Below are 23,663 nucleotides of genomic sequence, written 5' to 3' on the forward strand. Positions count from 1 at the left end.
CCGTTTGGGCGTCAACAGCTGAGCGCCGGTTCGAGCTGCGACCGCATTCGCGGCGCCAGCGGTGCCAGGGCGCGGTCCAGCCGCGCGATCAGGTCGGGCTCGGGCACGAAGCCGCCGGCTTCGTGACGGCGCAACTGGGCGTCGGTGGCGAACACGCCGTCCAGCACGTGGCGGGCGCCGAGTGCCGACAGCACGGGCTTGAGGGCGTAGTCCAGTGCCAGGAAGTGAGCCGGGCTGCCGCCAGTGGCCAGCGGCAGCACGAGCTTGTCGCGCAGGGCGTCGGGCGGCAGCAGGTCGAGGAAGACCTTGAGCAGGCCGCTGTAGGCCGCCTTGTAGATGGGCGTGCCGACGACGACGAGATCGGCCTGCTCGACCGCCAGCACGGCGGCGGCGATGGCCCGGTCTTGCACGTCGGCCGCCAGCAGCGCCGCGGCGGGCAGTTGGCGCACGAGGATGCTGTCGTGCCGCGTGCCCCGGCCTTCCAGGCGCGTCAGCGCGAACTGCGTGAGCCACGCGGAACGCGAGCGTTCGCTGGGGCTGGCGGAAAGGCTGGTGATGTGCATGGCGGCCGGTGTCGGTTCAGGCCTTGCACGATAGGGAAAGCGCCTTCCTCGCGGAACGAAGGAAAGTGGGGATGCTTATGCGGAAAGGCGTTTTTGGGTTGCGACGCTCACGCGTGGCCCCAGTCGTTTGCGAAGCACAACAGGCGTGGCTTCAAGCCCGTGCAACAACTCACGGTAAGGAGGTCGCCGTGCGAACGACGAGCGTCCGAGACAGGTAACTAAAGGCTTCAGCGGTTCAACTGGAAAAAGGGATGCAACCGTTTGCGAAGTTGATTGATGGACACGAAGTTTCTTTTTATTGCCGCAGCCTGCCTGTCGATTGCGACGTTGACCGGATGCGGAGGTGGCGGTGATGTCGCCTTGCCTGAAGAGGGCCCCAGCGCCCACCGGATGTCGATGGCCGAACCGTCGTCGGCCTGCGTTCCCGCGAGCAAGGTTCGCATTCAGCTGTTTGGGGACAGCACGCAAATCAGCCAGGGCGACGCGATCCAGCGTTGGATGGACGAGCGCTACGGCTACGGCGTGGTGAAGGCGACGAACCATGGGGTCAGCGGCTCCACGGCTGCTGACTTCCCTGCATCCGAGGTTGAAGCCGGTGCCATCACCGTCGTCAATTACGGCATCAACGATGCGCGGCAGCCGGGGGCATCGCCCGAAGCCTTCAAGGCGCGGCTGCGCGCCATCGCGCCCACGGTCTTGCAGACCCAGAACCCGCCGATCGACACCTACGCGCAGGCGATGCGGGATGTCGCTACAGAGCGCACGTCGCCCCTCATCGACGTCGCGGCGGCTGTGCGTGCACAGGCCGGCTGGGAAAAGCAGCTTCAGGATGGCGTGCATCCGAACGGCTTCCTTTACCTCTGGATCACGTCACAGGTCGTTGCGCCCGCGCTGGCAAAGCTGGTCGATGAAAAACTGTGCCTGGCCAACCGGGACGTTGCCGGAGCAGCAACCGCCGCGCCCATTCGCGTCAGCGACAACTCGGCACGCATCATGTGGGCACGGGCCGGCACTCCCGCTCAAGGCCGGATCACCTTCGTCAATTCAGGGCCGGAATTTGTAGGGATTCGCTTCACGCCACTGAGATACCCCTACGTGGTTTCTCCGTCCAAATGCGTGCTCGCTGCCCGTGGAGGCACGTGCACAGCCACGGTCACGATGAAGGCCGACACACTGGGGGCGCAGGGCACGCAAGTGCTGACGGTGACGAGCCTGGGCAAGGCACCGCTGCAATTGGCGCTTTGGGGCATGGTGACGCCACCCTGATCACAGGGATGGCGATTTCGTTGGGGGAGGTGACTCCTACGACAGGAATCGAACCTGTATCCACCACTTGGCAGGCGGCCGTTCTATCCATTGAGCTACGGCAACCTCGCCCGGTAGCCCCTCGGGGCTAAACCGCTGCGCGATCGCGCATGCGCTTGCGCGACCAAACGCCCATGACGGCCAGGCCTGCCAGCAGCAGCGCGTAGGTCTGCGGTTCTGGCACGGCGACCGCGCTGAAGCCGATGTTCAGGTCCTGGCCGACCTGGAACAACGCGGCCTGGTAGTGGACGTTGTCGTAGCCGGTGATGCCGGCGAAGCTGAAGCCGTCGGCCAGGACGTTGTGGAACAGGGTGTAGGTGTGGGCGTAGTCAAAGCCCGCGTTACCCACGTTGAGGTCCAGTGTTGCCAGGCCGCTGCCGGCCAACCAGTGGCCGTTCTGGTCGAACGAGATCAGGTCCTGCGAGCTGCCCAGGTCGAATTCCAGGTGGGCGCCTTGGCCCCAGTTCAGCTTGCTGCCGTTGGCGAGGTTCAAGATCAGCGTGCCGGCCGAGGCGTTGTTGGGGGCCAGTACGCCGTCCAGGGCGATATCGCCACCCCGCTGGCCGCTGATGCCGCGCAGCTTGATCTGGACCAGGTCGCTGCTGGTGGCCAGGCGTGCACCGGCGGCGACGCTCACCTCGGTGGTGCCGTCCAGCCCGCCGCCCAGTTGCAGGGTGCCGGCCTGCACGCTGGTCTTGCCCCAGTAGGTGTTGGCGCCGTTCAGGGTGAGCGTGCCGGTGCCCGACTTGGCGAGGTTGCCGTTTCCGGTGATGGCGCCGCTGAGCGTCTGGTCTGCATTCGCGGCGAAGGCCAGCGTGCCGGCCGTGATGGTGGTGGTGCCGCTGTAGCGGGCAATGCCGCCGAGGGTCAGCACGCCGCTGCCGGCCTTGGTGAGATTGCCGGTGCCGCTGATGACGCCGGTGAAGCTCGCGTCGCCGCCAGGGCTGAAGGCGAGGGTGCCGTTGTTGAGCACGTCGCCCCGGATGGCGCCCGTCGTGCCGCCGTTGCCGATCTGCAGCGTGCCGGCCAGCACCTGGGTACCGCCGCTGTAGGTGTTGTTGCCGCTGAGGATGAGCGTGTTGGCGCCGAGCTTCTGCAGGCCCAGGACGTTGGCGCCGGCGTTGGTGTCGGCGATGGCGCCGGCGTAATCGAAGCCCGACGCGGCGTTGCTGGTGTCCAGCCCCAGGAACGAGCCGCTCTGGAACCCCCCGGTTGCCGAGCCGAGGGACTTCAGCACGTTGAGGTCCGACGCCTTGAAGTCCGTGGCCTGCGAGCCGACGCGGAAGGCGGCCGTCGCGCCCGGCTGCACCACGATGCGGTTGGCGGTCCACAGGTTGGGCAGGCCGCCATACAGGGCCTGCGTGGCCGTGAACTGCAGGGTGCCGTCGCTGACGGTCGTGATGCCGCGGAACTGGCCGTTGGCGCCACTGAGCAGCAGCGTACCGGCGCCAGCCTTCGTCAGGTCGCCCCCGCCAGCCAAGGGTCCGCTCAGCTGCCGGTCGGCGGCCGAGTCGAACGTCAGCGTGCCGTCCTCGATCGTCGTCTGGCCCGTGAAGGCGGCGGTGGTGCCCTTGAGGGTCAGCGTGCCGGCACCGGCCTTGGTGAGGTTGCCGGCTCCTGAGATGCCGCCCAGCAGGGTCTGGTCGGCCTGCGAGGTGAAGGCCAGCGTGCCGCCGTAGATGGCGATGTCACCGCTGTAGGTGTTGACGCCAGCGAGGGTCAACGTGCCGCTGCCGGCCTTGATCAGCACGCCGGTTCCGGTGACGGCCCCGGCTAGTTTCTGGTCTTGCGCGGAGTCGAACTGCAAGCCGCCGCCGCCGATCAGCGTCGTCCCGGTGTAGCTGTTGATGCCCGCGAGGGTCAGCAGGCGGCCGGGGCCGGCCTGGGCGGTCAAGTTGCCGCTGCCGGTGACGTCACCCTGTACCGTTTGTGTCAAATTGGAGTTGAAGATCAACGTGCCCTCTTCGATCGTCGTCTTGCCGGTGTGGTCGATCCCTCTGCGAATGGTGAGCGAACCCGCGCCCGACTTGATGAGGCTGCCGCTGCCGCCGATGGCGCCATTGAGCACCTGGTTCGAGGCTGTATTGAAGTTCAGGGCACCGCGCAAGATCTCGGTGGAGCCGTTGTAGTGGAGGTCGCCGGTCAAGGTCACTGTGTTGTTGTTGATCTTGATGACCTTGCCCTCCCCGAAGATGTTGGCCGCCAGGGTGAAGTCGTCGGACCGGGCGAAGACCACGTTCGCATCTCTGGTGTGCAGACTCAGGTTGCCAATGAGCGAACCCTTGGTGCCGCCGTTGCCGATGTTCAGGGTACCTAGCAACACGCCGGTGCCGCCGGTGTAGGTGAAGTTGGCTACGAGGGCCAGGGTGCCTGCGCCGCTCATCTCGACACTGTCACTGTCGTAAATGCCGCTTGCTCCATTGCAGACTCGTGCGGCACATCCGGCCACGTTCCAGGTGTCCGCCGGGGGGGCGAATTTCCAGTCTATGGCCTGCGAAGGCGCGAAGGCCAGCGCGAGGCTCAGGGCCAAGGCCCCACGCAGCGGCCGGGATGCGGCAAGGACACGGGCACGCACGAGGCGCGCTTGAGAAGGCGCCGCAGGGGCGCGCGAAAGACCTGCGTGGATCGGCATCGAGGGGCTCCGGGAAGTGAGGCAGCCCAGCGAAACCGGCGAGACCGGCCCTGAAAGAGACCTGGTGGGCCCCGCGACTGTAGGGGGCAACCCGCTCCGCGCGCACAGGGAGGCGTCAGGTGCCTGACCGACCCCTGCGGATGAGGGGCTGCCGTTCTACGGCGGATGGTCCCTCCGACAGGAATCGAACCTGTATCTGCCGCTTAGGAGGCGGCCGTTCTATCCATTGTACGGCTTTTGCCAAAAAGTTAGTGGTTGCTACCGCTGAGCATGGCGTAGTTGCTAGGTTTCAAAAACGGCAAAAAACGATTGACGCTCTTGTTCGCCTGTGTTTGTTAAGACGCAAAAAACGCGTGACAGGATTCACCGTTTTTATAGCAATCCCGAGGTCGCAAAAAGTAAAACTGCCCCGTAGCATTTGTTGCGTGAGCAGTGACAAATAAGTGACATTGCTTTTGCAACAGCAAAGGGAATGCAGCATGTCAGACGTAGAGAAAACTTTTAGTAAAAGCAAAGTAAGTGCTAACAAACACCAGAAAGAGCGAAGCAAGACCAACTATGGTGGCCTGCTGTTGCGCGGGGGTGTTTGGCACATGCGCAAGGTCATCAAGGGTGTCATGCTTGCCGAGACCACACACACCAGCAATCGGCGTCTTGCAGAGCAAATCCTTGCTAAGCGCGTCAATGAGCTGACACAGGAAGTGGTGCTGGCAGGCAAGAAACCGATCAGGCTTCATGACGCCATCGACGCCTTCGTCAAGTCACGTGGTCATCTGCCTAGCGCACAGAACTGCGAGATCCACATCCGCTACTTCAAGAACGCACCGAACCACTATTTGGATCGCATCACAGATGCAGACCTGCAAGCGGTCATCCAAGCCAAGCGTGCTGAAGGCTACGCGGAAAGCACGCTCAAAGTCAGCGTTACCTACTTCAATGCGATGCTCAAGTTTCTTGAGGAGCAGGGCTACACGGTCCGCAAGAAGCTCAAGCCCATCAAGCATGACAGCGGCAAGATCGTCTGGATGTCAAAGGCAGAGCTAATGCGTTTGTATGCCGCCCTCGACCCCGAAGCGACAAAAGATCCCGTCACCAGAGCGCAGAAGCAAGACAACTTCGACCTCGTGCGCTTGCTGTACGAGACGGGGTGCAGGCTCACGGAGATTTCGGGCATGCGCTGGAGTCAGATCGACTTTGATGCCGGGACTGTCTTCGTCGAGCGCTTGAAGGGCAGTGTCAGCAACACCATCAACATGACACGGTTGATGCGAGAAATCCTGACTCGGCGACGCGAGATGGAGAAGGGCGAATTCGTGTTCTCAGCCAAGCAGCTGACATCGGGGAATCCCAACAACCGCTGGTTTAACGGCGCGGTTGCGCGGGCCAAGCTCGACGAGAGCAGGGGCAGCATCACCCTCCACACCCTGCGTCACACCCGCGCCGTCCACTTGCTGAAGGCGGGGTTGGGCTTGCTGGAACTCAAGACCTTCCTGGGCCACAAGACGATCCAGTCCACGATGGTCTACGCGCACGTCATCGAGGACGAGGTGATGAAGAAAGCTGTGCGCTTGACGGACGTGGACGAGCTGCTAGACGTGCCCGACCCCAGCTAAAACGCGCTGTAGACCCCTTTTGAGCCCCGCAAGACGGGGCTTTTTTACGGCTGCTTGCTGCGCTGCTGCGCGTGGGTAGGAGGCAGGGGGGAGGGGTGTCACACGAAAGTAAAACCGCTAGGTCTGTTCTTTGATTAAGGAAAGCAGAGTCGGCACATTTACTCCCGTTGCAGCACACACAAACACGCTGTCAACAATCGCATAGCCGCCCATCAGTACCACTTCGAGAAAGCGGGCCGACTTGCTATGCGCGTTTTGGAGTTATCCCATGGCAAATTTTATTGAATCGGAGCAACAAGCAAACGCGTCTTTCGTCGTGCGTAATGCCACGGTGAGCGCGACTAACGAGTCTGCCGCTTTTACCGTGGACACTGCGATGTCGAAGCTCGCCGGGCTTCGCACCAAGGCTGCGGAGAATCACGAGCAATTCGAAGTTCGCGGGCGCAAGGCGATGATCTCGCTTATGTCTTCTGTCTACGTTGTGTGGCACGAGGCTAATCAAGCGTCGAAAGCCGAGTTCGACAAATTCAAGTCGAACCTCAAGCAAAAGCTGAAAGACCTCGACATCGGCTTTAAGTCCACCAGCAGCACTAGCAACCTCCTCGTTCGCTATGTCTTCAGCAGCCTCAGCGAGAAACTGACCGACAAGCAAGTTCATGTCTACAGCCGCGCTCTCGATGTCGCCACTGACAAGGGCATTGCGGCCGATGGCTTCGCTGACCTGGTGAACAACACGACCGGCGGCTTCGAGGGCTTGCGTGCCAAGGCTGCGGGTGCGAATACGCCGGGTGCCGACAGGGGCCAGGTCGCGCTGTCTGCCTGCGTCAATCAGCCCACGCTGGAGACGATGGACGGCATGACCTGGGGGGAGGGCGAGCAGTTCCGCGTCTTCATTGCTGTGCGCAACTCCGACGACACGGCCGACATTAAGGACGCGCTGCTCGACACGGACAAGTGCAAGTCCGTCCTGTTGCAGTTCAAGGCCGCGAAGGAGGCGCTGGACAAGGCCAAGGAGGACGAGGGCAAGCCCAAGCAGAAGTCCAAGGCCGAGAAGGTTGTCATCGACACGCTCACTGCTGACGTTGCGCAGCAGGCCGCGAAGCTGACCCAGCTGAGGCTCGAACTGCAAGTTGCCCGCCAGGGTGATGACGCGGCCCGGGTGCGCGATCTGGAAATCAGCGTCGCTGTGGCTGAGGCGACGCTGGCCGCGTTCGAACGCTCGCTGGCTGCCGTGAAGTAAGGAGGAGGGGGAGGCTGAATAAGCCTCCCCCTTTCAACATCATGAAACTTCATACCTTTCTTTACGACCTGACCGACATCCTTGGCGGCTTTGACTTCTACGCACTGCGCATTGACGACCCCTGCACCTTCAGAGCCGTTAGCACTGACAAGCGCTTGGTGGTCTACGGCAAGACGAGGGAGCCGATTGAGTTCATCGACGGCATCTGCGGGCTGGAACTCGACATGCTCCGCTCGATGTTGAACGCACCTGGGTTCAACCGCCTGACCATGACTTGCGCCGTGGGCACTGGCAAGTTCGGCAAGTTCATCGAGCTGAATGGTGGCGCCCATCGATACAACCTGCCGTTGTGGAGCGAGGAGGCGACGAAGACGAACATCAGGGTGCCACCCTTTAAAGGTGCCGTCTTCAACATTTCTTCCACGCCTACCGCCGATGGCGTCCAGCTGCTTAAGTATTGGCGTGGGAAGCTGCGCCAGGAGGGCGAGAAGGACATCCACGAGCCGCATTTCGTGCTCGACATCGCTAACGGGAAGTTGACCGCCGAGCACAAGCTTGGCGGCGAGAAGATCAACTTCGCGGTGAGCGACTTCTGTGTGGGCCAGCCCTCGCAAAAGCACTTCCGCTACTCGTCGGCCTCGCTGATTAAGCTGTGCGAACTCCAGGCGCACACCGTGAGCACGCTGCTTCAGGTGTCGGACATGGGCGCCGCTAAGTTCGAAGTCGAGACGACGCACTGCCACTATCAATTTCTGCTACCCGGTCGGCAGGTCTAAGCTGATCCCGCACCACGAGCCCGCACTTGTTGCGGGCTTCTTTTGCGGCCCCAACAGGCCCCCCAACAGCCTCTGCAGCGAATTCAAGTCCGGCGCCCTATATCCGGGTGCAGGACATGGTCGTCTCTGTCGTGATTCACGATACTTGGTCAAGCCAACTCGACGGCTCGCCGTTTCATGTCGTCGTTGACGTCGATGTATGCCTGGGTGGTGCTGATGCTGCGATGGCCGGCAAGTGCGGCCAGCACGCGAACGCCGACACCTTTGGCGGCGAGGTTGGTGATGAAGGTGCGGCGGCCGGAATGGCTGCTGGCGCCCTCGATGCCGGCGCGGCGATAGAGCCACAAGAAGTGCTGGCAGAGCGTGTTGGCGGTGAAGTGGTCGCGCTTCTGCGTGCGGAACAACGGCAACGCCTCGTTGTTGTGCCTCTTGAGCGTCTTGACGTAGGCGCTGAGTTCCCGCCGCAGTTTCTCGCCGACGAACACGACTCGCGCATGCCCGCCCTTCGTCTGATACGCGGCGAGCTGAAATTCGGCCTTAACCGTGGCATCCGCGGCGACAACGTCGCTGTACTTGAGTGCCGCGACCTCGCTGACGCGCAGGCCGGCGTAGTAGGTCACCAGCAGCATGGCGCGGTCCCGCGCTGCATGTCGGCCCAGCGCCGCGAAGTCCAAAACTCGCTTCAGCTCGCGCTCAGTAAGTGTTTTTGCTTGCCCCAACTCGGCCCCCTTTCATGACCAAAGCCAATGAATGGCATGCGGGCAAGTGTGTGATCTTTGATTCCGATTCGCGACCTGAACTTGTCCAGGCCCCAATCTCCATGCAGGTCAATGAGATAGCTGCGAAACTACATCAAATGCGTATTTCATTTGGTTTGCGGGCGGTGGGGATCGGGGGCGCTTTTGAAACGTTGCAAGCGCTGACCCCCAGCACTGCAGCCAACCCCTTGCTCTTGGTGCGCGGCGCGCTTGTAGGGGCCTTTACGCCTGCGCAAGAGCACTTGCCGTGGTGATGCTCGTGCTTGCAGCTTCTAGCCGGCGCGTTGCTCCCAAACCCCCGCGTCGATTGGTCCCCAGGGCGTTGTTGCGTAGCGCGGGGCGTCAACATGCGCAATGAAGTGCGGAGAGGTGTAATTGGCGGCCGCCCGCTCTTCCGTAGCGATAAACGCGCGATGCGCGGGGTCTTTTTCGGCGATGAGCCAATCACGTGGCCGATGGTCTTCGGTGGCGTGAATCGGGATGATCGGCTCATGTTCAAAGCGCAGCAGCTCGAATCGCAGGGACAGCAGGTGGGCGATGTCGGCCGCCAATGAAGACGGGAGCTTGTGCTTGAAATACAGGCAATCGTGGGCGGCGAGCAGCGGTGAGGCGTCGGCGTGGTCGATGAAGGTCTGCAGCGCCGTGCTCTCCAAGCATTGATAGATCCAGGCCAACCGTTGGTTGGCCGTCCGCTTGCGGCCAGTCTTGGGGTCTGTGGGCGAGTACGTGCGTCCGCAGAGTTCGAATCCATCGCCGGAAAAGGCCGATAGGATGGTCTTGCACACCGCCTTGAACTGGCTTGCGATGGCAGCAAACTCGTCATTGCCGATGAGCGTGTGGTACTTGTCATGGCCGAGCTGCTTGCGAATGGTGTTGAACGGCGTGTTCTTCAGCTCTGCGCCGAAGCCGAGAGCCGTAAACACGGACTTCGCCCATTCCTCGCTGATGCCTATTTGCTCCGCGATGCGGCTACGGACATGGCTGCGATGCTTGACGTAGTACCTGATCGCCTCGACCCGCAGCGTCGGATCGATCTGTAGCGCCAACGAAGTCATCAGTGCGTAGCTGCTGGCCTTGAAGTCGTACTTGTGGCAGGGCCCAAGCGCTGCATGACGTACTTCCCTGGGGACGCGTTGCAGGCTGAGTCCATGCCCGTAGACGCGCCCGCTGTCGATCTCTTCCCAGTACTCGCTGATGTAGTGCGTGCCATCGGGCAGGCTCTTGACCTGCGACTTGAGTGCATTGGCGATGCATAGGGCGCGTGTGAGCTTTGCTTGGTACTGCTCGCCGTGGTCGCCGCTGTTGAGGGAACGGCGTGTGTGCGTGATGTACGACTGGAGCGCATTGGGCGCAACGACCACATCCCAGTTCGCCCGTTCCTCTAGGTCTTGTAGATGGGTGGGGTTTAGTTCGAGCGCCAGTGATTTGAGTTCGTCCATGATGTCCTTCTTGTACTTGGGGTTCAGGGTCACGCGACTGATGCGCCCGCTCAAGCTGTTGCCTCGGTACGCGTTGATCACAAGGCTGGTCTCGGCATGGCTCTGCATCAGCGACCAGACTCGGGTGCGCTCGCCGCACGACTGCACCTGCCCACAGGCGTGCATGACGTGCTCAGCCCTGAAGTTCATCTCGCCGGCGGTGAAGTCGTCTCGCGTCATCAAGGCGAACTGCATCGCGACTTCTTGCATGACGGCCGCCCGGTAGCGGACTACGCAGCGGTCCGCGATGCGATCTTTCATATCGGGGCTGTGCCGTAGCAGTGCCGCCTTCAACTTGTCTCTCATATCCTTCCCTTTCGTCTTGTTCTTGATCTGCGGGGGAGGAGCAGTTGAAGCAGTAAAGCGGAGGCCAATCAGGTCTAGATCCCATTTATTGGTCAGCTCAGTTGCTCTGTACTACAAGCATGTGCACTTCTGCTCTCCCCAGCTATTTACCGGGAAAGCAGGGCGGCCAGAAGCACTTTTCTGAACTCAGGACAACCGAATGTGCCGCCGGTCTGGCCGGACACCGGTCGCGGTCCTTTCTTGAAGAAAGCACACTGCCATAGCACGTTCAACAACGGAGTTAGGAAGATGAGTGCTTTGGCAAAATTCAAGCTCGTGAGCGCCACGCAAGATCGCAAGTCGCCCGAGGTTCTGCGTCGCAGCAAGCTGACTGGGAAAATCGACCACCAAATCTTTGCCGCAAAGGCGGCAATCGCAGGCGACACCTACGCCGCCAAACGCGTGAAGTTTGTTCAAGACTCCGAATCTGGCCAGCGGCGACAGGTCGAGATGGCTGTTCGCGTGAAGCCGTGGTGGTGGAAGTCGGCGAACGGAAAGCTGATGCTGGCCTTGCGCTACGGTGCGCGACCCATCGAACTGGCCAAGGGCAAGAATGCTATCGAGATCGGCAGCATGGGTGACTTGGTCGCTGCTCTGGAAGCCGTCAAGGACGCAGTTCAGGCCGGCGAACTGGATGCGCAGATCGAGCAGGCCAGTGGCTCGCTGCGCGACGGCTTTAAGAAGAAGTGAGCGGCGGCGTGAAGACGTATCGCGCCACCGTGCGTGTACCGCACGCTTCTGGTCGGGGAACGATGGTCGTCTGGGCCACGGTCATTGCGACCAGTCCGATAGCGGCGAAGGCGATGCTAGAAGCCAAGTACGGGCGTGGCAACGTAATCAGCGTGCCGACTTAGGCAAGGGCACATCTTGTGGACTCGTGTGATGCGCTGTGCGGGTCTGGGTGGCTGTGCGCTTACGCAACTCAAGCGTCACGATGGACGCTGCAGCGACGGCGCTCTGCCTGCCTGCTGTCGTGCCAAAGCGCGTGCTGCTGTCACTGACTTGGGATGCGTGATAACGCTGTGTAAATGCACAGCTCCTTGTCGCGCCGACCAAAGCCAACGACTACAATACACCTTGTGTTGTGCTACTCATAGAAGGCATAGATGACGAAGACGTCAAAGCAACTGGCAGGCGAGTCCAGTCACCACAACCTGCCAGAGAGTTTCAAGCGGCTTTACTACCACCTATACACCAACAGTAAGGCAAGCCGAGCCGAAGCAATCATCGAGGATCTCGCGCTGCTCCTGCTGGTCAAGCTCGCCGCCGACTTCTCCGGGGGAGTGGCTTCTTTTAAGGCATTTATGGGCGGTGGTTCTTCTCGCGATTGCCTTCTTCCTGTGCTTCGAGAAAGCTTCCCGCACCTCCTGACGCCGGAACAGAAATTCAGTCTCGGTGACGAGTCCCTTAGAACTGCGTTAGCCGAACTCGACAACATAGACCTATCGCACGCCCCTGCTCATTCTGTAGGTGAGGCATTTCAAGCGTTGATGGGACCTCGTTTACGAGGCGAGAAGGGGCAATTTTTTACGCCTAAGTCGCTTGTTCGTTGCATGGTTGAAGTGCTGGACCCACAGCCGGGCGAAACAGTCTTGGATCCCGCAGCCGGGACCGGAGGCTTCTTGGCGGAAACATATTTGTATCAGCTGAAGAAGTATCCAAGGAAAGAGTCACGTGGCCGCTTAGTTGGCGTGGACAAGGACGCGGGATTGGCGCGCTTGGGGAGCGCGTTGCTGACGGTTCTTCTCAAGGGCGGTAAGCAAGGTGAAATTGCCAATTTCAACTCGCTGAGCGCCGCCGAGTGGCGAGAGCACTTCAATGGCCAAGCAGAGGGGGCCTTTGATATTGTGCTGACAAACCCACCGTTCGGAGCGAAGATTGGAGTGAAAGAGCCAGAGATTCTAAAAGACTTCGATTTTGGGCATGTCTGGACCAAGGCTGGTGGGGATTCTTGGGAGAAAACGTCCGCCTTGTCGACGAGTGAGGACCCCCAAGTACTCTTCCTTGAATTCTGCGTGCGGGCGCTGAAGCCGGGAGGGAGGATGGGAATAGTTTTGCCTGAGGGTATGTTTGGCAATCGCCAAACGTCCTATATTTGGGATTGGCTGCGCAGCAAGGGTGAAATTCTCGCTTTGTTGGACTGCCCGCGAACCACGTTCCAGCCAGGCACTGACACAAAGACAAACGTTCTATTTTTCCAACGGCACAAGAAGGCGAAAAACGTCGGAGCCACGACCACAAAGCTGGCGGTGGCTTTGAACTGCGGTCACGATAGGCGAGGACGTTCAATGCGTCCGTCGGGTGACTTGTATCCGGACGATTTCGAGCATATTGGCCGAAGCTACTCCGCAGCCGAAAGTATTTGGCGCGAGACTGAGCTTAGCGGTGACTATCTTGTCCCCAGGTACCACTATTACAAAGCCGAAGGCACGAGTGTTGAGCCTGGCTTTGAACAAGCGGAGTATTTTTCACTTGGGGATTTGATCAAAAAGAAGTTGATCACGCTTAAGAAGGGCCACGAAGTGGGGTCTGACGCATACGGAACGGGAGATATCCCTTTCGTTAGAACTTCAGATCTTGCGAATTTTGAGATCTCTGTCGACCCGACAAAGGCGGTGAGTGAGCAGGTGTATGCAGATTATGCCCCTCAACAGAATTTGCGCGTTGGTGATATTCTTATAGTTGTGGACGGTCGGTATAGAATCGGGACAACCGCCATTTTGGACGAGCATAGCGTTAAGTGCGTCGCCCAAAGCCATTTGAGGATAGTCAGCGTTGCCGATGCAACGAAGTTGGATCCGTATGCTCTGCTTTACGCCCTAAATTTGCCTTCAGTTAAGGTTCATCTGCGTGGACTGGTTTTTATCCAGTCCACACTCGGAACCTTGGGGTCTCGTTTGCAGGAACTTCGTATCCCGCTTTTGCACTCTGGCGGCCCGTGGCAGTCCAAGATTGATCGATTTAAGGCGCTATTGCAAGGGCGTGCCCAGCATCTTGCGCAACTTAAAGAGATGTCAGCTCCTGAGATTGAGCTTTAGGCACCGCCCCTGGCTCGCGCAAGGATTTCGGAAATCCAGTCATAGAACTGATCCAGATCCTTGTCGCCCTGCGCGATGTTGCAATGGCGATGAGCAAATCCAATGTTGCCGGGTTGGTGTAACCGTGGGCTGGCATGTGCTGTTTCGATCAAAGCTCTTCCTCGGCGCGCTTCACTGAAATCCGCAAAATCGAGAGTTTCCTTGCAGATCAGGCAAGTCGTGTTGGTCTCAACGATCGGGCCGAACAGGGCTTCAAGATAGGTTCGAGTGGCTGCATCAGGTGGAGGTGCATTCCGCATTCCATATGCGAGCCATGTCAGATATTGCGCACAACTCATGCAGTCTTCGTAGGAGGCTGCTTTGTCGCGAAGCTTGGCTACGACACCGGGCTTGAGTGCAGCCATGTTCAACCCCAGCTGCTGCAACTGTTCGTCCGACATTTGCATTACCCATCGAGAAATACGATTCGGACCCGCGTCGTCACTTTTCCACGCCGCGCCTGTTGTCTTCGTCGCGTCGCGAATGATCTTTTGGCGCACTTTCTTGGCTGCGCCATCCATATGATCCAGGTACGGATATGAGTCGCACTTGCCGGTGTGCCCACTTTCCCGATAGCACCGTTGCATATCGTCTGGGTCGTACTTGTTGTTCTTGCGTGGTGGGATGGTTTTGCCGCAAAAGATCACTTTTTCTACTCCCTTTTCAGAATGTTCTCTGTTGTTTGGAGAAGTTCTGAAACCGGGATGCCTAGCGTCTTTGCCAATGCGAAGACGTTCAACAGACCAATATTTCGCTCCCCTCGCTCAATGCCACCTATATAAGTCCGATGAAGTCCGACTAAGTCAGCAAAGGCGTCCTGAGAGAGGCTTAGGCGCAGCCGATGCTGGCGAACTGCCAACCCGAACGCTTTTAGCCCGTCTTCATTTTTCTCCACCGGCACATCATGTGCGAAAGATGACTTTGAGGCGACAGACTATCGGTATCAAACGTTCATTTGGCTGGCATAGGGCGCCATCGTGCGAGGTTATCGAGCGAGGGTGCTCCTGCTTTCGTCTGAAGCGCCCGTGTCCGTGCTTCTCCATTGCTGCTAAATACGTGCAGCAGGAGGGGCAAGGATGAGACTGGAAGAGATCGAAGTCGCCAGCGCGGACAAGAGGCGCGAACAACAACTAAGGACGGGAGCAGCGGTGGCGGCTGCGAAGGCAGCGCAGCTTCGGACACAGGCGGACGACGCAGGTAGCAAGGCCGCCAAGGGCGCGCGCCAGGATCGTCCAATCAAGCCGAAGCCGCCGTCCACGAAGACGATCAAGCCAAAGGCCTAGCGCTGTCGATCAACGTCGAGAGAGGTCTGCGCGAATGTCGTGCGACACGACATGTCCGGAAATTTCTCTGAATTCCTGGACGTAAGCGACTGGTCCCTCCGCCGGGAATCGAACCCAGATTTGCCGCTTAGGAGGCGGCTGTCTTATCCATTAGACGACGGAGAGGGAAGGCGGGGCGACAGTGTAACTATGGCCCTCGTGTAGATAACCTAAACCGACGATCAAGCTGACAAATACTGTATAAAAACACAGTAGTTTTCTTTGCGTGCACTTGCTGCAAGGGTGTGACAAAAGAGTGACAGTGCTGTCACACCCTTGCTGCAGGCCCCATAAACACTAGCTTTGCGCACGCAGCAGTCGTTTCCATTGAACTACGGAGAGAGCCCTCGGTGCGGCAGGACTGCCGGTGGAGCGGCGCGGATTCTCGCATGGGGTGGCATGGGCTTTCTGGCAGCATCTGCCTGCACAAGGAGGCTCCGACATGACACACCTGGGAAGCTGCCACTGCGGCCGCATCAAGTTCGAGGTCGAGGGCGATATCGACTCGGCCCTGTCGTGCAACTGCTCGATCTGCCAGCGCAAGGGCTCGCTGCTGTGGTTCGTGCCGCGCGGCGCGCTGAAGCTGCTGACGCCGGATGAGAACGCCAGCAGCTACACCTTCAACAAGCACGTCATCCAGCACCGCTTCTGCCCGACCTGCGGCATGCATCCCTACGGGGAAGGCAAGGGGCCCAACGGCGCTGCGATGGCGGCGATCAACATCCGCTGCCTGGAAGGCATCGACCTGAAGGCCGTGCCCGTCACGGAGTTCGACGGGCGATCGAAATAGGCGGGCCTTCGCGACCCATTGCCACAGCGTTAACAGGCCCTAGAACTGCGTGACCAGGTGGGGCTGGCCGGCCACGCGCGTGAGCACGCGGCGGGGCTGGTGCAGGGTGCCGCCACGCGTGGCGCGGGCCACGGCAGCCTGCACGGCGTCCAGCAGGGCGGCCAGGCGAGGGCGCTCCCCTTGGCAACGCGAACGCGGGATGACCAGGGCCAGGGCCATGGCTTCGCTGGTTTGCAATTCCAGGCTGGCGTTGACGACCAGCGTGGACGGCGTGCTGAGGGAGACGTCGAGATCGGCATCGACGAGGTCGGCGGCCACCGGCAGATGCGGCACCGTCAGCGGGGAGAGTGAGTCTGTGAACATGGCCGGGATCCTCGCGGAGCTTCGTGACAGCCGTTGTCGGGCAGGCTGGGGCACGGCTGTAGGACAGCGCCTGATCGCTCAGGCGTGCAGCATCGGCAAGGCCTGCTTGACGGTGGGCTTGGCGAACAGGCGGCCGATCAGGGCGCGCGCAAAGAAGTAGTCGTTGCGCAGCCTGTCGCCCAAGGCGTCCAGCCCGACGCGGCCTTGGCCGTCGCAGGGAATGTCGAGACCCGCGCCTTGCCAGGCTAGGGGCTCGAAATGCAACAGATGCGTGGGCTCGGCGTCAGTCGGCAGCGCGTCGGCGAGCGTCGTCTTGGATGCGGACTGCGGAACCGGCAGCGCCGTGGGCGCCGTCGCGGGGTTGAGCTGAACCTGGGTCATCGTGAACCTCCATCGGAATCAACGCGGGGTTGATGAGACAACTTTGGTCTCGATGAGATTCGAAATGTGTAGGCAGGTCGGGATGGCGGATGGGAGAGGCAACGCGTCGCGTTGTAGGACGCCGCTGGCCGCGCAAGGCAGCGGCTAGTTCCACTTCCACTGCCAGATCAGGTCGAGGGCGTTGTCGTCCCCGCCCTGGGCGCGCAGGGTGAAGCGCTGGGCGATGCGATAGATGAGCTGCCAGGAGCCCGTCGTCGCGTTCAGGCTGCGCTCGTAGCCGACGTACCAGCGCCGTGACAGCTGCTTGCCCAGGCGCACGATGGTGGCGCGGGTGTCGTCGTCGCTCTGCGACAGCGACAGCTCGTCCAGCCCCAGGTTGCGCAGCACCTTGCCTGTCGGGCCTTCGCCTTCGCCGCTGAGCAGCGCCAGCGCGGCGCGTTGCAGCAGCGCCGTGTCGGTGCGCCCCAGGCCGTCGGGGCCGCGGCCCAGCAGCAGCCAGGAGAGCTTGTCGGTGTCGACCATCTCGGGCTCGGAGTACAGGCTCACGCGCGGGGCCAGCGCGGTGCCGCCTACGCGCACGCCCACGCGGATGTCGAGGTTGGGGCGCACGGCCAGCAGGTCCAGCGAGGGGTTGTCGTAGGCGCCGGTGAAGCTGATGTCGCCGCGCTCGATGTCCAGCTTCTGGCCATAGGCGGCGTACTGGCCGCCATCGGCGTCGAGCTTGCCGGTCACGCGCAGCGGGCCGTTGTTCTGCGTGACCTGCAACTGGCCGCGCAGCGTCGTCGCCAGGCCGCGGCCGCGCACCTTGAAGTCGCGGCCGAAATCCACGGCCAGGTTGACGAGCGTGTTGCGCGCGGCCTTGGGCGCCGCGGGCGCGGTGGGTGCAGCGTCGCGCGGGCCGCGCAGCACGGTGACATCGTCGGCCAGGCCTGGCGCGTCGCTGCGGCTGAAGTCGAACAGGCCTTCGTCGGCGCGCAGCTTGCCGTCGAGCTTGAGGCCCTTGGGGTCGAGGTCCAGCGTGGCCGTGCCGCTGGCCACCAGCCGGCGGTCCACGCGCGAGAGCACGCGCAGCTTGTCGGCCGCGATCTCGACGTGGGCGGTGGGCTGGGCGCCGAGCTCGGCCTTGCCGCTGGCGCGCAGCCAGCCGTCGCCGCCGCGTGCCTCCAGCTTGGAGAGCTCGGCGTGCTGGCCCTTGAGGTCCAGCGTGAAGCGGCCTTCGGTCACGTCCACGCCGTAGAGCAAATGGCGCAGCGCCAGGTTCTCGCCTTCAGCGCGGCCGGTCAGGTCGGGTGCGCCCAGGCGCCCGCTCAGCTGCACCGTGGCGGCCGCGCGGCCACCCAGGCGCCAGCCGGCCGGCACCCAGCTGCCCCAGGTACCGAGGTGGGCCACGTTGGCCTGCAGCACACCTTCCACGGGCGTCTGCGCATCGGGCCACAGCTTGGGCGGGCGCAGCGTCACCGCGCCGCCGAAGCTGCCCAGCTCGCTGCCGGCCACGCCCTGGGCAAAGCGCCAGACGCCGTCATTCACGTTCAGCGCCAGGCGCAGGTCGGTCAGGCCCAGGGCGCGCTGGCCGAACTCGTCGGTTACGCGCAGGTCGCCGCTCTGGCGTTCGATGAGCAGCTCGGCCGTGAGCCTGTCGTTCAGCAGCAGCGAGGCGTGGCCGGTCACGCGCAGGTCGCCGCCCCAGCCGAAGTCGGGCTGCCAGCGCGCCAGCAGCGGCGCCACGGCGAGGTCTTCCAGCTGCAGGTCGGCGCGCGCTTCGGGCCGTTCGCCGCCGTTCCAGCTCAGCTTCTGCCAGCGCACGAAGGCGCCGCCCACCTCGGCGCGGCCGGGCTCGGCCGTGAGCAGCGGGCCGTCGCTGGCCCAGCGCAGGCCGATGTCGGTGGCGGCCAGCAGCGGCGGCGTGTTGGGGCGCAGCGGGCCGATGTCGATGCGGGCGACGCGGCCCGCCCAGGCCTGGCCGTCCCAGCGGCCGCGGGCCTGGAGCTGGGCGTTGAGGTTCAGGTCCTGCGACTCGCGGGGGAGCTTGCCGCTGACCTGGGCCTTGGCTTCATGGGCGCTGCGGCGGCCCTGCAGCTCGATCTTCAGGCTGGCGAGCTGGGCCAGCGGGTCGCGCAGCTGGGCGATGTCCAGCGACAGCGCGATGGGGCCGTCGCCATCGGCGCCCGGCAGCGGCAGCTCCCAGCGCGCCTTGGTGCTGCCGATCACGGTGTCCATGGCGCGCGCGCCGGTGAGTGCGAGCTTGCCGTTGCCGCCGGCCTGCCAGCCCTTGGCCGTGCGCACGAGCTGGAAGCTGCCGTCGCCCTCGCCCTGGCCGGCGATGGGCCGGTGATCGAGCAACGCCAGCAGTGGGTTCAGCTCGGCCAGTGCGCCGGCTTTCAGCGTGGCGGTGCCGGTGACGTTGTCGGGCCGTGCCTGGCCGCTGGATTGGATGCGGTTGCTGCCCAGCCTTGCGTCGATGTCGAAGGCGGCGGGATCGGCCGCGTGCTCACGCTTGACGCTGACGCGGCCTTCGAGCGCAAGGCCGGCGAACTGGCCCGGTAGCAGGCGTGCGTCCACGCTGCCGCTGAGCGTGGCCAGCGTCTTGCCGCGCAGGTCGATGTCGGCATCGGCGTTCAGCCGCGTCGGGCCGGGCAGGCGGGCCCAGGCGGAACCGGGCGTGCCACGCCACAGCAGGTGCGGGTCGAGCTGGCGCACCTGGGCCTTCAGTTGAGCGGCGCCGGCGGTGTCGATGCGGCCGCTGGCCTGCAGCGTTGCGTCGCCGCTGGCGAGCTGGGCGTCGGCGATCTGCCACTTGGTGCCCTCGCCCTGCAATTGGGCCTTCACGCGCAGCGGGCGCTTGTCCAGCGTGCCGGCCAGGTCGAGCTTGGCGCTGAGCGGGCCGGCCTTGCTGCCGGCGAGTGTGAGCGGGCCGTCCAGCCGCGCCGGCGTGGCGCGCGCGTCCAGCGCCTCGGGGCGCAGGCCCTGCACGCGCGCGTCGAGCTGCCAGCGGCCGTCGGCCTCGCGCTGGCCTTTGCCCTGCACGCGGGCACCGCCGGGCAGTTCGGCGTCCAGCGCGGTCAGGCGCAGGCTGGTGGGCTGGTCGGGCCGGCCGGCCAGCGCGAGCACGAGGCGGCTCACGGGCAGGGCGCCCTGGTCCCAGCGGCCGGCGGCGGTGTTGCGCAGGTCGGCCTGCAGCGTGGCCTCGGCATCGCGGGCCGGCGCCTTCAGCTGCGCCTCGCCGCTGAGTGCCGTGCGCGGCAGGCCGGGCATGAGAGCGGCCAGGTCGAGCTTGTCGGCCTTCAGCTGCAGCGCGTTGACGGGCCAGGGTGCGAAGGGCTGGATCTCGCCATCGGCCTTCAGCGTCTGGCGCGCGGCCTCCAGCTCGGCCTTGGCCTTGAGCTTGGCCAGCGGCCCGGTGGCGGCGGCGATGGCTGACCACGGCAGGTCGGTGGCTTCGGTCTGCTGCACGCGCAGCGTGGCGTCCGTCTGCAGCGGCGCGGCGCTGTCGATGCGGGCCTTGCCGGCCAGCGTCAGGTGTTGCCAGCGCGCGGCTCTGAGGTCGATGCGGTGGCTGCCGCGGCGGGGCAGGTCGAGCTGGGCATCCAGGCCGAGCAGCGGCGGCTGATCGGCCGCCCAACTGAGCTTGGCGATGCGCAGGCTGGCGATCTGCACGCCCAGCGGCAGCGTCAGGTCGGGTGGCGGGGCGAGAGGCGTGTCGCTGCCCTGGCTGCGGATGTTGACTTCGTCCACGGCCAGCTCCTGCGCCAGCAGCAGGCCGTCGCTGGCGCTGACCCCCAGGCCCTTCCAGCGCAGGCCGCGCAGCTCGGCCGAGCCGCCGGCCCAGGTGAGCACGAGGCGGCGGGCGCTGAAGTCGCCCATCAGCGAGCCCTCGGGCGCCTCGATCTGCACGCCGGGCAGATGGGCCAGCAGCCAGGCACCGCCGGACGGTCGATTCAGCAGCCAGGCCACGAAGGCCACCGCCATGGCGATCAGCAGCGCCAGCGCGATCAGGCTGGCGCGCAGGATGCGCAAGCTGCGCCTCACAGCGTGATCCCCACGGAGAAGTGCAGGCGCCACTTGCCGGTTTCCTGCGCCCGGGCCAGGTCAACACGCAGCGGGCCGACGGGGCTGCGCCAGCGCACGCCGGCGCCGTAGCCGACGACGGGGCGGTATTCCGTCCAGCGCGAGGCGGCGTTGCCGGCATCGACGAACAGCGCGCCCCAGAGGCTGGGCATGCTTGTCAACAGCGGGTGTGCGATTTCCAGGCTGCCGGTGGCGAGCACGCGGCCACCCACGGTCAGGCCTTTGCTCTCCACGCCGAGGCTGCGGTAGGCGTAGCCGCGCACGGATTCGTCACCGCCGGCCAGGAACAGCAGCTTCTCGGGCACGCCGACGCTGCCGCGCGCGACAACCTGCGCCACCTCGGCGCGCGCCGAGGCGTACCAGCCGCCGAGCGGTTTGTAGACGCCGAGCTTGAGCTGCATGCGGCCGAACGGCCCGCTGTCGTCCGTGCCGCCGCCACGCGCGTAGCCCAGGCCGATGAGGGCCAGGGCATGGTGGCCGTCGGTGGGCAGCAGGGAGCTGTCCAGGCGGCGGCGTATCCACTGCTGGTTGAGGGACACGGCGAGGTTGGTGTTGACCTCGCTGCCCGCGGTTTCGCGCGCGCGCAGCAGCTCGACGTAGCTCAGGCGCTCGTCCTGCGTGGACTCGTAGATCCGGCCCAGGCGCACTCCCAGGTTGGTGGCGATGGTGTCGCCGGTGCGGTCCTGCTCGAACTGCAGGGACGCGAGATTGCGCTTCAGGTCGGGCTGGGGGTGGGAGCTGAGCTCCAGCTCGGCGCCGCGCAGGTCGCGGCTGAGCTGCAGCTTGGTGCGGGCGCGCACGGGCAGGTCGAAGGGCCGGCGGTGCAGGTGCTCGACGCTGATGCTCTGGCCGGTGTTGCTGTGATAACCCACGGCGACGGTGGCTTGCTGCAGCGCGGACTCGGTGAGCGTGACCAGCACTGGGATGCTGCCGTCGGGGTCCGGCGTCTCGGGCAGCAGTTGCACGCGCACGGCGTCGAAGAGCTGCGTCTTGGCCAGGCGCTCCTGGAACTCGGCGAGCTTTTGCTCGGTGTAGCCGTCGCCGGTGTCGAACCCGGTCAGGCGTTGGACGGCCTCGCGGCTCTGGCGCTTCAGGCCTTCGATGCGCAGCGCGCCGAGCTTGGCGCGGTTGCCGCTGGCCAGCACGAGGTGGAGTTCAGCGGTCTGCGTGTCGGGGTCGACGCGGGCGGCGGTGTCGGCCCAGCGGGCCAGCGGGAAGCCGCCGGTGCGTGCGCGCAGCAGCAGGTCGCTCTTGCCCGCGGCCCACTGGGCCTGGGTGAAGGCGGCACCGCTCTTCAGCGGCCAGCTGGCGCGCAGGCTTTCGCGCAGCGCCTTGGCGTCGTCCTCGGCCAGGCCTTCGGTGAACTCGATCTCGAGCTTGTCGACGCGCGTCAACGGGCCGGGCGTGACGCTCAGCCGCAGCTTGGTGTCGTCCGCGGGGTCGCGGTCCACGTCGGCCTTGGCGTTGAAATAGCCTTCGGTCTCCAGCAAGGTCTCGGCCTGTGCGGGCGCGGCGGCCGCCAGTCGCGCCAGCTCCACGCGGCTCAGCGCGGCCTCGCTGGCGCGGTAGCGGGCGAGGTCGAGGTTCTGCAGCAGCAGGTTGCGCAGGGCGCTGTCATCGACGCGGATATCCAGGCTGTAGACGGCGGGTGCGTCTGCCGGGAGGCCAGGCGCGGTTTCGGGCTTCGGCGCGGGGGCGGGTGTCGCGCAGCCGCTCAGCAGCACTGCCACAAGCAGTGCAAGGAGACGCATCATTTGCTGAGTAGCCGCATCGCGCCTTCGAGGCCGGAGAGGGTCAGCGGGAACATGCGCTGCTGCATCAGCTGCTGGATCAGCGCGATGCTCTGCCGGTACTGCCAGACGCCTTGCGGCTCGGGGTTGATCCACGCGTACTTGGGGAAGGCGTGGGTGAGCCGCTGTATCCATTCGGCACCGGGCTCGTCGTTGTTGTATTCAACGCTGCCACCGGCCTGCAGGATCTCGTAGGGGCTCATCGTCGCGTCGCCGACGAAGATGAGCTTGTAGTCGCGGTTGTACTTGCGGATCAGGTCGAAGGTGTTGAGCTTCTCGGCGAAGCGGCGGCGGTTGTTCTTCCAGACGAAGTCGTAGACGCAGTTGTGGAAGTAATAGAACTCGAGGTGCTTGAACTCGGTCTTGGCGGCGCTGAAGAGTTCTTCCACGCGGCTGACGTGCTCGTCCATCGTGCCGCCCACGTCCATCAGCAGCAGCACCTTGACCTTGTTGTGGCGCTCGGGCTGCATGCGGATGTCCAGCATGCCGGCATTGGCGGCCGTGCCATGGATGGTGCCGTCCAGGTCCAGCTCCAGCTCCGAGCCTTCACGGGCAAAGCGGCGCAGGCGGCGCAGCGCCACCTTGATGTTGCGCGTGCCGAGCTCCAGCGTGTCGTCGTAGTCGCGGTAGGCGCGCTGCTCCCAGACCTTGACGGCGCTCTTGTTGCCGCCCGAGCCGCCGATGCGGATGCCTTGCGGGTTGTAGCCACTGTTACCGAAGGGGCTGGTGCCGCCGGTGCCTATCCAGCGGTTGCCGCCCTCGTGGCGTTCCTTCTGTTCCTCGAAGCGCTTCTTCAGCGTCTCCATCAGCTCGTTCCAGCCCATCTTCTCGATGGCGGCCTTCTGCTCGGGCGAGAGCTCGATCTCCAGCTGCTTGCGCAGCCACTCCAGCGGCACCTCGGCGGTGAAGTCGGTCAGCATCTCCACGCCCTTGAAGTAGGCGGCGAAGGCGCGGTCGAACTTGTCGTACTGGGTTTCGTCCTTGACGAGGGTTGTGCGGGCTAGGGTGTAGAAGTCGTCGATGCTGGCCGTGCCGCCGTTGTCGGGGCCGCCGATGACGCCGGCCTGCAGGGCTTCCAGCAGCGTCAGGTACTCGGGCACCGTCACCTTGAGCTTGGCGGCGCGCAGCGTGTAGAAGAACTGGATGAGCATGAAGCGAAGCGAGG

20 protein-coding genes and 1 tRNA gene are annotated in these 23,663 nt (G+C 63.7%); 9 read left to right on the plus strand and 12 right to left on the minus strand.

Annotated features, from left to right (window positions below; genetic code table 11):
- Positions 1 to 11: 11 nt before the first annotated feature.
- The gene (gene ssuE / locus AC07V5_RS12750; RefSeq protein WP_495116046.1) at positions 12 to 563 is read right to left on the minus strand and encodes an NADPH-dependent FMN reductase; all 552 of its coding nucleotides are present in this window, start codon (positions 561 to 563) and stop codon (positions 12 to 14) included.
- Between the two features lie 276 nt (positions 564 to 839).
- Between ssuE and AC07V5_RS12755 the strand changes: the two genes are divergently transcribed.
- Positions 840 to 1,829: an SGNH/GDSL hydrolase family protein gene (locus AC07V5_RS12755; RefSeq protein ID WP_495116047.1), complete on the plus strand. Its 990-nt coding sequence runs from the start codon at positions 840 to 842 to the stop codon at positions 1,827 to 1,829.
- 127 nt (positions 1,830 to 1,956) lie between these two features.
- Here the strand turns inward: AC07V5_RS12755 and AC07V5_RS12760 are convergent, their stop codons facing one another.
- Positions 1,957 to 4,251, minus strand: a complete 2,295-nt coding sequence (locus AC07V5_RS12760; RefSeq protein WP_495116048.1) for an autotransporter-associated beta strand repeat-containing protein — start codon at positions 4,249 to 4,251, stop codon at positions 1,957 to 1,959.
- An 842-nt stretch (positions 4,252 to 5,093) separates the two neighbouring features.
- On the opposite strand from AC07V5_RS12760, the gene AC07V5_RS12765 reads away from it, so the two are divergent.
- From AC07V5_RS12765 to AC07V5_RS12775, 3 genes are all read left to right on the plus strand, one after another.
- Positions 5,094 to 6,113 (plus strand): tyrosine-type recombinase/integrase, encoded by a 1,020-nt coding sequence (locus AC07V5_RS12765; protein ID WP_495116049.1) that lies wholly within the window; start codon positions 5,094 to 5,096, stop codon positions 6,111 to 6,113.
- Positions 6,114 to 6,489: 376 nt separating this feature from the next.
- The gene (locus AC07V5_RS12770) at positions 6,490 to 7,353 is read left to right on the plus strand and encodes a hypothetical protein (protein ID WP_495116050.1); all 864 of its coding nucleotides are present in this window, start codon (positions 6,490 to 6,492) and stop codon (positions 7,351 to 7,353) included.
- A gap of 41 nt (positions 7,354 to 7,394) precedes the next feature.
- Positions 7,395 to 8,129, plus strand: a complete 735-nt coding sequence (locus AC07V5_RS12775) for a hypothetical protein (RefSeq protein WP_495116051.1) — start codon at positions 7,395 to 7,397, stop codon at positions 8,127 to 8,129.
- A 149-nt stretch (positions 8,130 to 8,278) separates the two neighbouring features.
- On the opposite strand, the gene AC07V5_RS12780 is transcribed toward AC07V5_RS12775, so the two are convergent.
- The gene (locus tag AC07V5_RS12780) at positions 8,279 to 8,848 is read right to left on the minus strand and encodes a tyrosine-type recombinase/integrase (RefSeq protein ID WP_495116052.1); all 570 of its coding nucleotides are present in this window, start codon (positions 8,846 to 8,848) and stop codon (positions 8,279 to 8,281) included.
- Positions 8,849 to 8,862: 14 nt separating this feature from the next.
- Here AC07V5_RS12780 and AC07V5_RS12785 point away from each other — a divergent pair, with 14 nt between their 5' ends.
- A complete protein-coding gene (locus tag AC07V5_RS12785; RefSeq protein ID WP_495116053.1) occupies positions 8,863 to 9,141 on the plus strand; it encodes a hypothetical protein in 279 nt (92 codons plus the stop codon).
- Between the two features lie 18 nt (positions 9,142 to 9,159).
- On the opposite strand, the gene AC07V5_RS12790 is transcribed toward AC07V5_RS12785, so the two are convergent.
- Positions 9,160 to 10,626, minus strand: coding sequence for a hypothetical protein (locus AC07V5_RS12790; RefSeq protein WP_495116054.1), 1,467 nt, complete (start codon positions 10,624 to 10,626; stop codon positions 9,160 to 9,162).
- A gap of 333 nt (positions 10,627 to 10,959) precedes the next feature.
- Between AC07V5_RS12790 and AC07V5_RS12795 the strand changes: the two genes are divergently transcribed.
- Both AC07V5_RS12795 and AC07V5_RS12800 read left to right on the plus strand, forming a co-directional pair.
- Positions 10,960 to 11,400, plus strand: a complete 441-nt coding sequence (locus AC07V5_RS12795; RefSeq protein ID WP_495116055.1) for a DUF6641 family protein — start codon at positions 10,960 to 10,962, stop codon at positions 11,398 to 11,400.
- 416 nt (positions 11,401 to 11,816) lie between these two features.
- Positions 11,817 to 13,748 carry an N-6 DNA methylase gene (locus AC07V5_RS12800; RefSeq protein ID WP_495116056.1) on the plus strand — a complete coding sequence of 644 codons (1,932 nt, stop codon included), beginning with the start codon at positions 11,817 to 11,819 and terminating at the stop codon, positions 13,746 to 13,748.
- On the opposite strand, the gene AC07V5_RS12805 is transcribed toward AC07V5_RS12800, so the two are convergent.
- Positions 13,745 to 14,434 (minus strand): hypothetical protein, encoded by a 690-nt coding sequence (locus tag AC07V5_RS12805; RefSeq protein WP_495116057.1) that lies wholly within the window; start codon positions 14,432 to 14,434, stop codon positions 13,745 to 13,747. The two genes, AC07V5_RS12800 and AC07V5_RS12805, sit on opposite strands and share 4 nt — an antisense overlap.
- Positions 14,435 to 14,439: 5 nt before the next feature.
- Positions 14,440 to 14,688 (minus strand): helix-turn-helix domain-containing protein, encoded by a 249-nt coding sequence (locus tag AC07V5_RS12810; RefSeq protein WP_495116058.1) that lies wholly within the window; start codon positions 14,686 to 14,688, stop codon positions 14,440 to 14,442.
- Positions 14,689 to 14,863: 175 nt separating this feature from the next.
- Here AC07V5_RS12810 and AC07V5_RS12815 point away from each other — a divergent pair, with 175 nt between their 5' ends.
- Positions 14,864 to 15,070: a hypothetical protein gene (locus tag AC07V5_RS12815; RefSeq protein WP_495116059.1), complete on the plus strand. Its 207-nt coding sequence runs from the start codon at positions 14,864 to 14,866 to the stop codon at positions 15,068 to 15,070.
- A 90-nt stretch (positions 15,071 to 15,160) separates the two neighbouring features.
- On the opposite strand, the gene AC07V5_RS12820 is transcribed toward AC07V5_RS12815, so the two are convergent.
- Positions 15,161 to 15,235, minus strand: a tRNA-Arg gene (locus tag AC07V5_RS12820).
- Between the two features lie 316 nt (positions 15,236 to 15,551).
- On the opposite strand from AC07V5_RS12820, the gene AC07V5_RS12825 reads away from it, so the two are divergent.
- A complete protein-coding gene (locus AC07V5_RS12825) occupies positions 15,552 to 15,899 on the plus strand; it encodes a GFA family protein (RefSeq protein WP_495116060.1) in 348 nt (115 codons plus the stop codon).
- A 39-nt stretch (positions 15,900 to 15,938) separates the two neighbouring features.
- Here the strand turns inward: AC07V5_RS12825 and AC07V5_RS12830 are convergent, their stop codons facing one another.
- From AC07V5_RS12830 to AC07V5_RS12850, 5 genes are all read right to left on the minus strand, one after another.
- Positions 15,939 to 16,262: a hypothetical protein gene (locus tag AC07V5_RS12830; protein ID WP_495116061.1), complete on the minus strand. Its 324-nt coding sequence runs from the start codon at positions 16,260 to 16,262 to the stop codon at positions 15,939 to 15,941.
- A gap of 78 nt (positions 16,263 to 16,340) precedes the next feature.
- The gene (locus tag AC07V5_RS12835) at positions 16,341 to 16,643 is read right to left on the minus strand and encodes a hypothetical protein (protein ID WP_495116062.1); all 303 of its coding nucleotides are present in this window, start codon (positions 16,641 to 16,643) and stop codon (positions 16,341 to 16,343) included.
- A gap of 144 nt (positions 16,644 to 16,787) precedes the next feature.
- Positions 16,788 to 20,669: a translocation/assembly module TamB domain-containing protein gene (locus AC07V5_RS12840; protein WP_495116063.1), complete on the minus strand. Its 3,882-nt coding sequence runs from the start codon at positions 20,667 to 20,669 to the stop codon at positions 16,788 to 16,790.
- Positions 20,666 to 22,459: an autotransporter assembly complex protein TamA gene (locus AC07V5_RS12845; RefSeq protein ID WP_495116064.1), complete on the minus strand. Its 1,794-nt coding sequence runs from the start codon at positions 22,457 to 22,459 to the stop codon at positions 20,666 to 20,668. The genes AC07V5_RS12840 and AC07V5_RS12845 overlap by 4 nt, the downstream gene beginning before the upstream one ends.
- Entirely contained in the window at positions 22,459 to 23,649 is a 1,191-nt protein-coding gene (locus AC07V5_RS12850) for a vWA domain-containing protein (protein ID WP_495116065.1), read from the minus strand. The genes AC07V5_RS12845 and AC07V5_RS12850 overlap by 1 nt, the downstream gene beginning before the upstream one ends.
- Positions 23,650 to 23,663 lie beyond the last annotated feature (14 nt).

The sequence above is a fragment of the Roseateles sp. GW821-FHT02E12 genome (genome assembly GCF_059421665.1).